Consider the following 13,398-nt stretch of genomic DNA (forward strand, 5'->3'; position numbering starts at 1 on the left):
ACTGTTCCCATGTCAGATTGCTACGATATGCTTTAGTCATTCGCTCACAAGGTGCTGGTTTCTACAAATCTCAGCATAAGCTTTGTGAGCTTTCTTACAACAGTACCCTACTTTTAAAACATCCTCTTAGGCAAATCCAGTTCAGCAGCTTTTTTTTCAGATATATCAAGACCAGACAACCATTTAATTGCAAAAGGGGCATGAACTTCTGAGAGTGTCCATAGAATAGCCCGCACAACATCAGGATCGCTGATATGAGGTTTCGTTCTTAGAACCGCTTGGGTCAGCTTATCCATTCCATGTTTTTTGAGCCATAAAGGAAATTGTTTAATGCTTTCTGGAGGAGATTTTTTATTTTTTATAGATTGGTTTATCATAGCCGTAGCTAGTTCTTGCCACTGCTTTACCCCCTGACTACCCACTTGGCTAAGACTATCTCCCAAAGTTTGCAAGAATTGGTATTGAATCCGGTCTAAGTCACTAAACCTAACAGCACTGGCGTAAACAAACAAAGCACCCCCCTGAGCTTGCAAACGGTGGCGAATGCGACTAATAAGGTGAGTTTTGCCAACTCCTTGTTCAGCTGTTATGGCGATAGAGGTAACTTTGCCTTGACCAGAGCTAACCTGTTTAATCGCTTGAAAAATAGCGTCAGAAGCATGGGCGTTCAAAGTTGGAATATCGGGAAATCCTTGCCCCCAAACATCCTGAATCCTGACAGAAGCACCTTTAAGAGCAAACGGGTTGTGACTTTCGATAGCAGCGTTGAGCTGTTCAATTGGAGAGGCAGAAAAGTTTGTCATGGCAATTTGTGTGAGGTAAGCAAACAAAAAAGGGTCAAGTTCAAATTTAGGAATTTAAGCGCTTGGCGTAGTAGCGCAATCCGCTTAGTTCAGTAGTGATTGAGTCCTCAGCTTTATCGGGGGTGATACCTGACATCTCTCCAGCCATTAGCTGAAAAATGTCGTTGGCTTGCATTTCCAGCAGCCACTCGTTGAAGTGCGATCGCGTAACTCGTTCCCCAATCTCACGCCGAATCCGGTAAATCGGTACCAGATTGTCCAGGTTATAATCCCGGTTAAGCTGGTCGTACACTTCTAACGCCACTGGCTTAAACTCGTCGTAGGACGCGATCGCTTTCCCTGTTACCTGATTCGATGTAGCAGTCGCCCCATTTGCTAGCGTTCCCGTCTCTCTAAGCCACTTCAACAAAGCATTAGCAGTTTTTGCCCCAATTTGGCTGTCAAACTCGAAATCAGCGTTTTTCAATCCCTCCCCAAGCATCTCAACGCCTTTGCCAGACAGGGATATTTTGTTTTTGGAGATAGCGATCGCTCCAGATGTTTGCAACTGTTCAAAAACGCCCTGATAATCCCCTGATTTTTCGTGCGTCCGTTTAACTCTTTCGGTTAAATCACCTTTTTTAACTTCCTCATCGGCTCCCTTCATATCCCACAAAGCAAGAAGCACGCGAGTTTTAGCTTGAGCTTCCGTACCTCTTAACCCTTTAGCTGTATCTTTTGATTTCTCTTTGGTTGTCATTTCAGTAATTCCAGATAATTGCGATCTACAATTAGTATTCCCATTCAATCTAGCCAAAGTTAGGGTTCCCGTCACTCTCAAGCAAATTGCGATGAGACACGGTAAAAAAGCCAATTTACTAAAACATTAAGTTTAATTAAAAAAAAGTTAGTATCTGGTTGCTTGTGGATATCGACTCAATTCTTCAACCATTTCAGCGCTTTGGCGTTCATCTCGGTTTAGAGCGCATTCAAAAATTATTGGCAAACTTGGGCAACCCGCACCACAAAGTGCCAATGATTCATGTCGCTGGCACGAATGGCAAAGGATCGGTTTGTGCTTACCTCTGTGCAGTGCTGACTGAGGCAGGTTATCGCGTCGGGCGATATACTTCCCCTCATTTAGTGGATTGGAATGAGCGCATCTGTCTAAAGGAACAGGCGATCTCTCTGGAAACGCTAGAAAAATTGCTGCTACAAGTCCAAGCGGCAATTCCACCCGGTGAAGAGTCACCCACGCAATTTGAAGTCATCACCGCCGCCGCTTGGTTGTATTTTGCCCAGCAGCAGGTAGATGTGGCGGTGGTGGAAGTGGGTTTAGGAGGGCGTTTGGATGCGACGAATGTATGCCCTAACCCCCTCGTCACAATTATTACTTCTCTCAGTCGAGAACACTGGCAGAACCTTGGCCCTACTTTAGCGGATATTGCCAGAGAAAAAGCCGGTATCCTCAAGGCGGGATGTCCTGCTGTCGTGGGACAGTTGCCAGAGGAGGCGAGGGCGGTGGTACAACAGCGGATTATTGAGTTAGGGTGTCCGGTTGTTTGGGCTGAACCGGCGGTGGAGTTAGGAACCGCGAAGACGCAAAGGGAAGAAAGAAGGGTGGAGTATCAGGGGATAAAGTATCCTTTGCCTTTGTTGGGAGATTTTCAGCTGAGTAATTCGGCATTAGCGATCGCATCTGTGCAAATTCTCTCCTCACAAGGTTGGGAAATTTCCGAAGCAGCGATCGCTTCTGGTATGGCAAAAACTCAATGGCTGGGGCGTCTTCAGTGGACAAGTTGGCAAAATCATCCGTTATTGATCGATGGTGCCCATAATCCAGCCGCCGCGATCGCTCTGCGCCAATATGTCGATACCCTGGATAAATCGCCGATTCATTGGGTGATGGGGATGCTTTCTACTAAAGATCATGCTGATATTTTTAGTGCATTACTCAGAAAGGGCGATCGCTTGTACTTAGTCCCTGTCCCGGATCATAGTTCCGCCGATCCAGAATATTTAGCTACCATTGCTCAAAATATCTGCCCAGAATTAGCTGATTGTCGCACCTACCCGGATCTCACCACTGGATTAGAAGCTGCCATCTCCCCAGAAAGTTTATTGGTTCTGTGCGGTTCACTTTATTTACTGGGTCATTTTCTGAAACAAAACCGCTTTGCTGCACCTACATAATCTTATTTTTAACGCAAACAGGACTTACGCAAAGCTTATACATATAGCGTTTTTTCGGGTTCAATCCCCCTGTGGTTGCCCTTACTATGTGGTGATGTGCGGCGAGTCCTGCTTATTTTTAACGCAAAGTAACGCCAAGGTAAGCGCAAAGGAACGCAGAGGAACAAAAATCCTTCTGTTCTACCTTTGCCATACATTGTGACCTCTCCCCAACCCCTCTCCTGCTAGGGAAGGGGCTGGGGGTTAGGTTTTTTTGAGTCAAATGAGAACCTCTCTATTTGTAAAAAGACAGATAATACAGCACTTTTGAAGCTAGTGAGGTACGAGGATCGCCTAAAACCTTTGATTTTGGAAGCTTGACTGTACCTCATCCAGAAAGAAAACGCTGTATTGCCCCTGTATTACTCAGCACTCGCTGCCAAGTTTTTGCACAAAATGTCGTGCTGCACTTGCTCTGGGGTTTGGTTTCCGTTGACAGTCAACAAGCGTTGGCGATGTTCGTAGTATTCCAAAATGGGAATCGTGCGTTCTTGGAATAATTGGAGGCGGCGTTGTACGATTTCTGGTTGATCGTCTGAACGCGATCGCTCTCTGGAACGGCTCATCAACATTGATTCTGGCACCTCCAGCCAAATTGCCCAATCTAGATGTTGCCCCAAACCTTCCAACAAAAAGTCTAATTCCTCTGCTTGAAAAGCAGTGCGAGGATAGCCATCTAACAGCCAACCGCCTTTGACATCCGGCTGTTGGAGACGCTGGCGCATGAATTCGATCATGACGGGATCGGGTACTAATTCACCCTTTTCTACATAGGTCTGTGCTTGGATACCGAGGGGAGTTTGGGATGCGATCGCTTGCCGCAAAATGTCGCCCGTGGCAATTCCAGGAATCCCCAGGTGACTACATAGCAGTGCAGTCTGCGTTCCCTTACCTGCCCCAGGCCCTCCCAGAATTATCAGTCTCACGGCACCTTGCTCAGAAGTGTGATTGAATTAAGCACTGTTTAGACGCTGAATTTTGATCCAGCTTTCAACCAAGCCTATGCTGGCTATTTTGCCATTGATCGGGCGATCGCGCGAGACTGACAAAGCCAAGAAGCCATTCAGGATAGTCAACTCTTGACGGATGGATATATCTAGTGTTTGATTATGAGGCAAAATAAAAAAATACACTACATATCGTTTGCTAACCAAACCTTTCTGGGGCAAGCGATTCGCTCTTCAAGATTCCTCACGATTAAACTTCGCCTTATGGTTGCCCAGCTAGAAACTCCAGCGCTTCATTCAGATCGTCGCCTGATCCCCACTATTGAAGGACTGGTGCAAGTTTTTACCGGCGCTCACCGCAGCTTTTTTACCGGCGTGATAGCCCAAGCGCTGCGAATTGCCGGTCAAGGAACCCCAGTTTTAGTGATTCAGTTCCTCAAAGGCGGAATTAATCAGGGACACGAGCATCCCATGCGCTTAGGGCAAAATCTAGATTGGGTTCGCTGCGACTTACCCCGTTGCATTGATACCCCGCACCTCGACGAGGCGGAAACTCACTCTTTACTCCAGCTTTGGCAACATACCCAAAAAGTAATCTACGACGGCAAATATTCCCTCGTCGTTCTGGATGAATTGAGCTTAGCGATTAACTTTGGCTTAATTCCGGAATCTGAGGTACTGGCGCTGCTCGAAAAACGCCCCGCTCATGTAGATATCATTTTGACTGGCCCAGAAATGCCCCAAGCGCTTCTGGATGTCGCCGATCAAATTACTGAAATACGTCGCAGTCACAGACCTTAAGGAATGCGCTCACTTCACGCTATCCTAGTATTCCGGTTGGGATTACTTGTGAACCTGTGATTAAGAACGATATCTGGATTACTGAAATGGCTCAAAAGGGTATGATTTCGCCCTTTGAGCCTAAATTAGTTCGTCGTGTGGACGATTTACCTGTTATCTCATTTGGTCTGAGCAGTTTTGGTTACGATATCAGGCTTTCGCCTGTGGAATTCCGCATTTTCAGGCATATTCCCGGCACAGTCGTCGATCCCAAAAACTTTAATCCTGAAAATTTGGAGCAGACAAAACTCCATACCGATGCCAATGGTAGCTATTTCATTCTGCCCGCTCATACCTATGGATTAGGCGTGGCATTAGAAAGACTAGAAGTGCCTGAAAATATTACTGTATTGTGCATTGGGAAAAGCACGTATGCGCGATGCGGGATTATCTGCAATCTAACGCCTGCTGAGGCTGGTTGGAGAGGACATTTAACCCTAGAGGTTTCCAATTCATCAAATGCAGATTGCCGTATTTACCCCAATGAAGGAATTGTGCAACTGTTATTTTTTGAGGGTAAACCTTGCGAGGTGAGCTATGAATCTCGGCAGGGTAAATATCAAGATCAGCCGGAAAAAATTGTTATAGCACGAATATAAGGAAATACTCAGGTGAAATACTTTCGTGTTGAGGTAGTTGCTGCCACGCCGAATCCCCAACAAGTTATTTGGGCAGCAATGCATCAAGATTACTCCGAAGAGTTGGTTTGGGATAGTTGCGATCGCTGGCCTGATGAGGAGCGAAGTGGCGAACTGATTATTAAACATTTATTATCAGGCGATCGCGGACATTACGGCCCTCTGGAACATCCTCAAATTACAGTGAATGTGGGTTATTTCCCGCACTCAATGATGCAGCAACTCCGCACTCATCGCGTCGGCGTGAGCTTTGATGTCCAATGTCTGAGCGGAGATACTGAGGTAACATTTGTCAAGGCTTCAGGTGGTTTGAGAAAGATAAAAATTGCCGAGCTTTACGATTTATGGGCAAATGGTGAAAAGGCTATCCGCGAAAGAAAAATTAAGGGTCGCCACGGAGAACTACCGGGAGAATATCGAAGAGATTCTAAATCCCGTCTTAGGAACATGAACCTCAGAGTTCTTAATGAAGATACTGGGGTTTTTGAAATTGGTCATGTTCAGGAAGTGTTCGATCAAGGAATACAGCCTGTTTATCGGTTAACTCTTGAAGATGGTAGGACATTAGACTGTACTGCTGAGCATCGTCTTCTCACCAAACAAGGTTGGCAGAAGATGAAAGAAGCGATTGGATTAATTACTAACACGAACCAAGAAGTTCTTTCTTATCAGCCTGATTGCTACTTAATGACAAATGGAGTAATTGTTGGCGAAGGATTGTATCGAGAAAGAAGTTGGCTCATTGAGCAACTATCAGCCGGATTAACTGCTCAACAGATGGCTGAGAAGGCTGGGTGTTCGGTTGAGGCTATCAAAAAGTGGGTTTATAACCACAAGCTAAATCTAAATAAGTGCAAGCCTGGAACGAAAAACCCTTGGAATAAAGGATTTCGGGGAGCTTACGTTTTAAACCTAACTTCTGAACAGCGACAGCAAAGAAGGGAAAGAGCAAAGCTATTTACACGTCGAGGTGCGGACAGTCATTTTTGGAAAGGTGGAGTAACTGAAGAACGAGTTGCTATCGGAGCCTGGACTCGTACGATTGCACCTCAAATTCACGAGAAGTTTGACTTTACTTGTCAGCAGTGTGGTGTTCGTGGGGGTCAACTTCATGCACATCACTTACTTCCAGTTTACTCACACCCAGAACAAGCTTATGATTTTGACAATCTAATCCTTGATTGTCAAAATTGTCATCGACAAATCCACAATCAAGGATTAGAACTAAAGTTTGCCCAAAACTTTCTTCCGATCCAAGAGCTTCCCGAAAAACCTAAACCGATAGGCCACAAGCTAAAAGCTCACCCGATGAAAGTTGTCCAGGTGCGATACCTCGGACTACAAAGAACTTACGATTTAGAAGTTGCTGGAAAATGGCATAATTTTGTAGGTAATGGAGTTGTAGTTCACAATTCTTTTCGCTATACAGGGCAAAGAATTGTTGATGTAACGGAGGGCAAATTAGATATAGAAGAAGCTTTCTATTTACGTCCCGTTGGTAACTATACGAACCGTCAAGGAAAACGCTATTTGTATTCGGAAGAACAACGTCAGGATGATTTGCAATGGTGCGTTTCGGCCTGCAAACATTATAAGAAACGTATAGATGAAGGACTTTCAGAAGAACACGCTAGAGGGATGATTCCTTTTGATGCCAGACAGCATTTTGTGCTGAGTTGTAATGTGCGATCGCTCATGCATCTTTTAGACCTAAGATGGAAAAAAGATGCCCAATTAGAGGCGCAAAAGTTTTGCGAGTTGCTCTATCGTCATTTTGAACAATGGACTCCGGCGATCGCTCAATGGTATTTGGAAAACCGAGCAAAAAAGGCAAAGTTAGCTCCATAGCTTGCTAAAATAAGCTTTATATGCTTATGAAGACCATGACCGCCGCAGGTTAAAAAAGCCTTCTAAGAAGTCTTGCAGGCGGGTGTTATTGCTTAATCGTTGTTGGTGCCACTCGTTAGCGGTTAGCTGAATAATTTCTGATAGGGTGGGAGAAATGGCAGGCAGTTGGCACAGAGCATCCACTTTGATTTTCTGCCGCATGGCGATCGCGATCGCTCCCATTAACTCACCCGCTTCCATTCCCACTAGCGTTGCGCCCAGAATTTCTCCATTGCGACGCACCAGAATTTTACAAAATCCCGTGATTTCCCCTAATATCTGGGCTGCTGCCACTGTCTTGAAATATTGTCGCAACACTAAGACATCTTTACCGTACTGGCGTCTCGCTTGCACCTCGGTTAAGCCAACCCGCGCCAGCATCGGTTCCGAAAAAACGCCTGTAGGAATGCCGCGATAGTCTACTTTGAAAATGGGCGCAAACAAAGCATTTTTTAGGGCGATGCAGGCTTCGTACTGGGCAATGTGGGCAGCTTGATAACCCCCAGCAACGTCACCACAAGCGTAGATGCGGGGGTTCGTTGTTTGCAGTTTCTCGTTCAACTCCATGCCACGGCGATTCATCTTGACGCCAACTCCTTGCAAGTTTAAAGATGTGACATTCGGTTGCGATCGCGTACACAGCAAAATTTCATCAGCTTCGATAGCTTTGTTGCCAGCTAGAACCCACTTTTTGCCGTCAATTCGTTTGACTTGTGTCACCTCTGTTTGAGTCAGAACCCGGACGCCCTCAATTTCTAGCTGGGAATGCACCACTCTCGCCGCCTCTGGGTCTTCTTTCGGCAGAATGTGGGAACTGCGTACCACCAGGGTGACATCTGCGCCCAACCGAGATAAAGTCTGCGCCAGTTCGGTGCCAGATGCGCCACCGCCAATCACCACCCAGCAGGGGCGGCGAGATGCATCTACAGGTAGCTGTTCGGGGGATTGCTGCCAAATATCTGTCGGCGTCAGATAGCCGGTGGCTTGGAGTCCGTCAATTTCTGCAATCCCAGGACGAGAACCCGTGGCAATCAGGTAGGCACGCGATCGCAATCTCCGTCCGTTGACGACAAAGGCGAGGTAAGGTTTTCGGCAAAATTCTCCCTCTCCAACAATCACATCAACGCCCAAAGAAGCCAAAATCGCTGGAGAATGTTGTTCTTCTAAAGTGGAGACGACGCTATCCGCCCACTGGATTGCCTCGGTGAATCGCACCCCTGGAACGGTTCGCTGTTCTGTGGAATCAGCTAGATCCCAGGGGACACCGAATCGATCGGCGTCACTCAGGGGGTGAATAACTCGCCTAACCTGAGTCAAAGCTTTGCTATAGATAGACCCTAACTGTAGGGACGATCGCCAGCGTTGCCCCTCAGGAGGCGGCTGGGGTTCGACTAAGGCGACGCGGGCTTGCAGGTTGGCAGCAGCAACTGCGGCATGACGCCCTGCCTCTGTGCCGCCTATTACGACTAAGTCGTACTCAACTGCCATGATTTGTTCTTTGTCAGTTGTTAATTGCTGATTGCTAATTATTTATGGCTAATGGCTAATGGGAAAAATGAACAATTAGCCATTAGCGATTACAAGATTGCAGCTAGACCGTCGATTAGGCGCTGGTTATCAACTTCGGAACGCACGGCGACTCGGAAGTAGCGATCGCCCAATTCTGGAAAGCTCAAGCAGTCACGAATCAGAATTTTACTCTGCTTGAGAAGTTTTTCCTGTACTTCGCTACTGGGTTGTTCTGACTCAACCAGTAAAAAGTTAGCGGCACTCGGTAGCGGTTGCAATCCCGGTATTTGCGCCAAACCTTGAAACAGGTGGGACTTTGCCGGTTCCAACCAATCCCAGGTTTGCTGTTGAAATTGTGTATCCTTTACCACAGCGACACCAGCGGCAGCAGCCAAGGTGTTTACGGGCCAAGGATCGCGCCACTGTTGCCAGCGCCGCAGGCGGTCTGGGTGAGCTATAGCATAACCTAAGCGCAGCCCTGGCAGACTGTAGAACTTGGTGAGCGATCGCAAAATCACCAAATTCGGGTACTCTTGCACCACTGGAATTAGGCTTTGCTGCTGGTCTGGCGGCAGAAAATCCATAAAGGCTTCGTCCATCACCACCAGAGCAAATTGCTCCAGATAAGGTATCAGAGTCTCCCGCAAAAACATCTGACCCGTGGGATTGTGTGGATTATTCACCAGTAAACCCATGCGATTTTGGATGTGGGATTTGGGATATTGGATTGGGAATCGCAAATCCAAAATCGAAGATCGAAAATCGGCAAGCGGGCACTCAAGTACGTTGGCGCTAAACGTCCGGAGTGCCCGCCAGTAGTCGCCAAATGCTGGTGTCACCAGACACGTTCCCGTCAGTTCTGATAAATCCCAACTTGCCCAGGTTAGTAACTCTGCCGAGCCGTTCCCAGGCAGAATCCAGTCTGGCGGGAGTTGGTGCAGCTGACCCAGAGACACCCGCAACTCCCCGTAATCTGGGTCAGGATAGGCACGTAAGCGCTCCAGATGTGCCCCAATCGCTGCGAGTGCTGACTGGGGAGGCCCCAACGGGTTAATACTGGCAGAAAAATCAACAATGAGGTCGGGGGAACAGCCTGCCAGTGCAGCTGCCCAGGCTAAGTTACCCCCGTGAACAGGCCGAGTCAAGGATGATTGCCGCTTTGGATGAGTAGTTACTCTTCGGGCGCGACTTTTTCTTTAAACAACTTACCCGCAGAAAATGCAGGAACCTTCGTTGCTGGGATTTCCATCTTGTCCCCAGTTTTAGGGTTGCGACCCTCGCGGGCTTTGCGTTCCCGCGATTCAAAAGAGCCGAATCCCACCAAAGTCACCTTATCGCCAGAAGAAACAGCTTCCATGATAGCTTCCAAGGCAGCCGTCAAAACAGCATCTGCTTGCTTCTTAGTGACAGAAGCCTTGTCTGCCACTGCATCAACCAATTCACCTTTATTCATGTTTAGTCACTCCAAATGGATTACACGGGCGTGATTATCACAGCGCTAAAGTCCCAAATAGGGGCTATAGACACCAGCCTTCGAGGGTAATTTAGCCTCAAAAAAGCTGAAACTCTCGCTGTCTCGAAGTTTCACTGCATTATTCTAAAGTCTGCGTGCTGGATATGGATCGTCGAAAGCTTTAAGTTATGTAGATTTGAGGATTTTTTTGACTAATTTTACGACAACGGGCACTTTTCGAGAGTCGCACAGCCTAATTTCCTAGCCAAAAACTCCATCTACGACACAAATAAGCCCCCTGTCGGAAGTCGAACAGGGGGAAGTTGTATTTTGTCTCCTCAAGACTCTAGCGCTACCTGTTACTGACGCTCCAATATCTGACGCGCATTTTGTCCTGGGGTGTAGCTGTAGCCAAATGCGGCACGCGACGAGTCATCGATAATCTGAGGCGTCAGCAACACGATTACCTCTTGTCGCTGATTTACCTTATTGGTACTTCTAAACAGGGCACCCAGCAGAGGAATATCACCCAAAATTGGCACTTTAGATACTGTCGTTCGCTCTGAATCTTGAATAATGCCTGACAAAATCAGCGTCTGACCATCTCGCAGGCGAAGTTGTCCAGAGTTCAGGTTACGCACCGTCAGCAAAGCGATTTGGTTGACATCATCACCAACGACTATATTTTGCTGACCCCCAATCGCAGTTACTGTGGGATTTACAGCTAAAGTGACAAAACCATTATCGTCAATCCGCTCGACTCTGATATTGAGTATTAAACCTGCCTGCTTAATTTCTGCGGTGACTGTTGTATTCGTAGTATTGTCGGTTGTTTCCGTTTCCCGCCTAATATTGCCGACGACCTCTTGAGTCAGATTGACGGTAGCCGACTGTCCTTCCTGGACAACCAGAGTCGGGTCAGTCAAAATCTTAGCATTGCCACTTTGAATCTGCGCCTGTAATGACGATAGAAACCGGCTGGGGAATTGGAAAAAGCTGGGAAGAGCTGTAGTAACTGTCCCCAGAGTTCCCGCTGTGAAGGTAGCAGTAGTAGTAGCAGGAGTACCAGCAGTACCAGGAATAATTGTCCCAGGGGTTCCTGGAGGAGAACCAGCAGGAGCAGGAATGAATTGAGCAGCAGTGCCTGGAGTACCAGGAGTTGTAGTGACAGTACTTTCGTTTGGCGTTCCCCGTGTAAAGTCGGTTATACCGGCTCGGAATGGATTTCCTGAAACTCCCGCGCTAGGTTGAGGAAATGATAAAGCCGCTCCTGGTGTCTCGTTAACCGTCACAGCAGGATTATTGCCCGGATTGATAATCACGCTTCTGGTGCCTGTTCCAGTTCCGGGAACAGGTACGGAATTGTTGAAATCTAGGAAAGTATTTCCACCTGCAAAGGGGTTCGCAATCACTGTTGGAGAAACCTGACTCCCCTGTGTCTGCGCTGCCGTAGGTGGTCTGACACCGCCATAGTTAAAGACGGCTGCTCCCCGGTCAACGTTGAAGAAACTATCCCCGATCCCGAAGGAGAAGCTAGTATTAAAGTCCTTGGTGTTTAATAGGTTGACATCAACGACCTTGACATTCACCGCCACCTGACGACGGCGGGCATCTAGCTGGGTCAGAAGGTTTGTCGCAATTTCAACTTTGCGAGGAGAGCCAACCAGAGTGATGGCATTGAGTCGCTCGTCGGCTGACACTGCTAACCCTTTGAGTAGTAAGGGGGCATTTCCCTCGGTGGCTCTGAGTGCTAGAATGCTTGGCGTTCTGATTTCTACGGTTCGAGCGGCGGCTCCCTCTCCAATGGTCTGAATTTGAATTTGCTCTGTAGGGATTTGAGTCTCTGCCCCTTGGGTCGTCAAGAAGTTTGCAGCCGCCGTGACCGGGACTTGATTGAGTCGCAGGCTGCGCGTGATGATATTTCGAGCATCGTCGGGCAGTCTGGCACCCACAAAAATTGTTCGTCCAACTCGGTTGGCTTCCAAGCCGCTCAACTGAAGGACGTAGTTGAAGACATCTTGAACTGGTTCGTTTTCGATATCGAGGGAAATGGTAGGTCCCCCCTCGGTAGTTGCACCACCCGGAGCGGGGGCTGGTTGCCCAGGAGTACCAGCTGCCGAGCCTCCCGTAAAGGCAAGGTTGAGACCAGCAGAACGGGCAAGTAGCCCTAAAACTTCTCTGACTGGGGCATCCCGCAACACTAAGCGGGGTACGCGCTCAGATGTACCGAGATCGATGACAGCGGGGGCAGCATTGGTGTTGGAGGTGGTAATATCGCCGACTGGGGGCGCGATCGCTCTCGGCAAGAAAGGTGGTGCCGGACTGACGGGTTGCACTGTCCCAGCCGCTGGAGCCGGAACTCCGTCAATGGTAATGCGCGGGTTGGGTACCAGAACGTCTGGGTTTGGCGGGTTTATGACTGGTTGAGGCGTTTGCGAAGGAACTCCTGGTAGCCCTAGGGTAGGGGTTATGCCACTGGGTGTTGGAGCCTGTGGGATTTGACCAGCTGGCGTTTGGGGGAATACACCGCCCGGAATTGGCGTTTGAGCGAGTCGGTTTGGAGCCGGTGGCGTCTGGGCCGTAGGTGCAGGTGCAGTAGGAGAAGAATTAACAGGTGTCTGGGAGGAGAGCGTCGCCGGGGTTACTCCGGTCGGCGGCACAACAGAGTTAACGTTTAAGGTTATTCCCCCCTCCTTGTTCTGGCTAATCTGCCCGGTCGGTGTGCTGTTAGCAGCGCTGACCGTTACTCGGACGCTATTGTCATCCCGCTGGCTCACGACGACTGACTTAATGCCAGGAGCTGGGTTTTCCTGACGGAAGCTGTCTCCCTCAGGTAAGCTCAGCTTGACATTCCGTACATCTGCCATTAACTCATTACCACGGCTGAGTGTGAACATCTGAGGGCGTAGGACAGAGTCCTGACCGGGGGTATCGCCCTCAGATGTCTTTAACATCACTTCAACACCGTTATCCGTGGGATTGAGTTGCACAGCGGTTACTTGCGTGGCAGCTGCTAAGACCCGTTGTGTTCCGGGTAGAACCAGTGCTGAACCGAGCAAGATTCCACCCAATATTGATAGCTGTTTCACCGTTTCCTCCTCACACAAAAG

The 13,398-nt window shown here is 48.3% G+C and carries 11 protein-coding genes; 4 read left to right on the plus strand and 7 right to left on the minus strand.

The features are described from left to right. Nucleotides 1-113: 113 nt before the first annotated feature. Both ACFW2W_RS26290 and ACFW2W_RS26295 read right to left on the minus strand, forming a co-directional pair. Nucleotides 114-830 (minus strand): AAA family ATPase, encoded by a 717-nt coding sequence (locus tag ACFW2W_RS26290; RefSeq protein WP_378184838.1) that lies wholly within the window; start codon nt 828-830, stop codon nt 114-116. A gap of 19 nt (nt 831-849) precedes the next feature. Further along, nucleotides 850-1,542, minus strand: coding sequence for a hypothetical protein (locus ACFW2W_RS26295; RefSeq protein WP_378184840.1), 693 nt, complete (start codon nt 1,540-1,542; stop codon nt 850-852). Nucleotides 1,543-1,706: 164 nt separating this feature from the next. Here ACFW2W_RS26295 and ACFW2W_RS26300 point away from each other — a divergent pair, with 164 nt between their 5' ends. Further along, entirely contained in the window at nt 1,707-2,975 is a 1,269-nt protein-coding gene (locus ACFW2W_RS26300) for a bifunctional folylpolyglutamate synthase/dihydrofolate synthase (protein ID WP_378184842.1), read from the plus strand. Between the two features lie 401 nt (nt 2,976-3,376). On the opposite strand, the gene ACFW2W_RS26305 is transcribed toward ACFW2W_RS26300, so the two are convergent. Then, entirely contained in the window at nt 3,377-3,940 is a 564-nt protein-coding gene (locus ACFW2W_RS26305) for an adenylate kinase (RefSeq protein WP_378184844.1), read from the minus strand. A gap of 285 nt (nt 3,941-4,225) precedes the next feature. On the opposite strand from ACFW2W_RS26305, the gene ACFW2W_RS26310 reads away from it, so the two are divergent. Genes ACFW2W_RS26310 through ACFW2W_RS26320 form a run of 3 tightly spaced genes read left to right on the plus strand, consistent with a single transcriptional unit; the run spans nt 4,226 to nt 7,287 of the window. Continuing rightward, the gene (locus ACFW2W_RS26310; RefSeq protein ID WP_378184979.1) at nt 4,226-4,762 is read left to right on the plus strand and encodes a P-loop NTPase family protein; all 537 of its coding nucleotides are present in this window, start codon (nt 4,226-4,228) and stop codon (nt 4,760-4,762) included. 56 nt (nt 4,763-4,818) lie between these two features. Next, on the plus strand, nt 4,819-5,400 hold the full coding sequence (dcd, locus tag ACFW2W_RS26315) for a dCTP deaminase (protein ID WP_378184846.1): 582 nt from the start codon (nt 4,819-4,821) through the stop codon (nt 5,398-5,400). A gap of 12 nt (nt 5,401-5,412) precedes the next feature. Further along, on the plus strand, nt 5,413-7,287 hold the full coding sequence (locus tag ACFW2W_RS26320) for an FAD-dependent thymidylate synthase (protein ID WP_378184847.1): 1,875 nt from the start codon (nt 5,413-5,415) through the stop codon (nt 7,285-7,287). A gap of 24 nt (nt 7,288-7,311) precedes the next feature. On the opposite strand, the gene ACFW2W_RS26325 is transcribed toward ACFW2W_RS26320, so the two are convergent. The 4 genes from ACFW2W_RS26325 to ACFW2W_RS26340 form a co-directional block, all read right to left on the minus strand. Further along, complete coding sequence (locus ACFW2W_RS26325) at nt 7,312-8,814, minus strand: dihydrolipoyl dehydrogenase family protein (RefSeq protein ID WP_378184849.1); 1,503 nt, start codon at nt 8,812-8,814, stop codon at nt 7,312-7,314. 89 nt (nt 8,815-8,903) lie between these two features. Further along, nucleotides 8,904-9,980: a threonine-phosphate decarboxylase CobD gene (cobD, locus tag ACFW2W_RS26330; protein ID WP_378184851.1), complete on the minus strand. Its 1,077-nt coding sequence runs from the start codon at nt 9,978-9,980 to the stop codon at nt 8,904-8,906. 26 nt (nt 9,981-10,006) lie between these two features. Then, nucleotides 10,007-10,288 (minus strand): HU family DNA-binding protein, encoded by a 282-nt coding sequence (locus ACFW2W_RS26335; RefSeq protein ID WP_378184853.1) that lies wholly within the window; start codon nt 10,286-10,288, stop codon nt 10,007-10,009. Between the two features lie 359 nt (nt 10,289-10,647). Further along, on the minus strand, nt 10,648-13,377 hold the full coding sequence (locus ACFW2W_RS26340) for an AMIN domain-containing protein (protein WP_378184855.1): 2,730 nt from the start codon (nt 13,375-13,377) through the stop codon (nt 10,648-10,650). Between the last annotated feature and the right edge of the window lie 21 nt (nt 13,378-13,398).

This window comes from Coleofasciculus sp. H7-2 (assembly GCF_042747725.1).
GTDB lineage: Bacteria > Cyanobacteriota > Cyanobacteriia > Cyanobacteriales > FACHB-T130 > FACHB-T130.

Bases quoted from the DNA above. Each gene is read 5' to 3' on its own strand.
- ACFW2W_RS26295 (WP_378184840.1), bottom strand. From the start codon at position 1,542: ATGACAACCAAAGAGAAATCAAAAGATACAGCTAAAGGGTTAAGAGGT.
- ACFW2W_RS26310 (WP_378184979.1), top strand. From the start codon at position 4,226: ATGGTTGCCCAGCTAGAAACTCCAGCGCTTCATTCAGATCGTCGCCTG.
- ACFW2W_RS26325 (WP_378184849.1), bottom strand. From the start codon at position 8,814: ATGGCAGTTGAGTACGACTTAGTCGTAATAGGCGGCACAGAGGCAGGG.
- ACFW2W_RS26335 (WP_378184853.1), bottom strand. From the start codon at position 10,288: ATGAATAAAGGTGAATTGGTTGATGCAGTGGCAGACAAGGCTTCTGTC.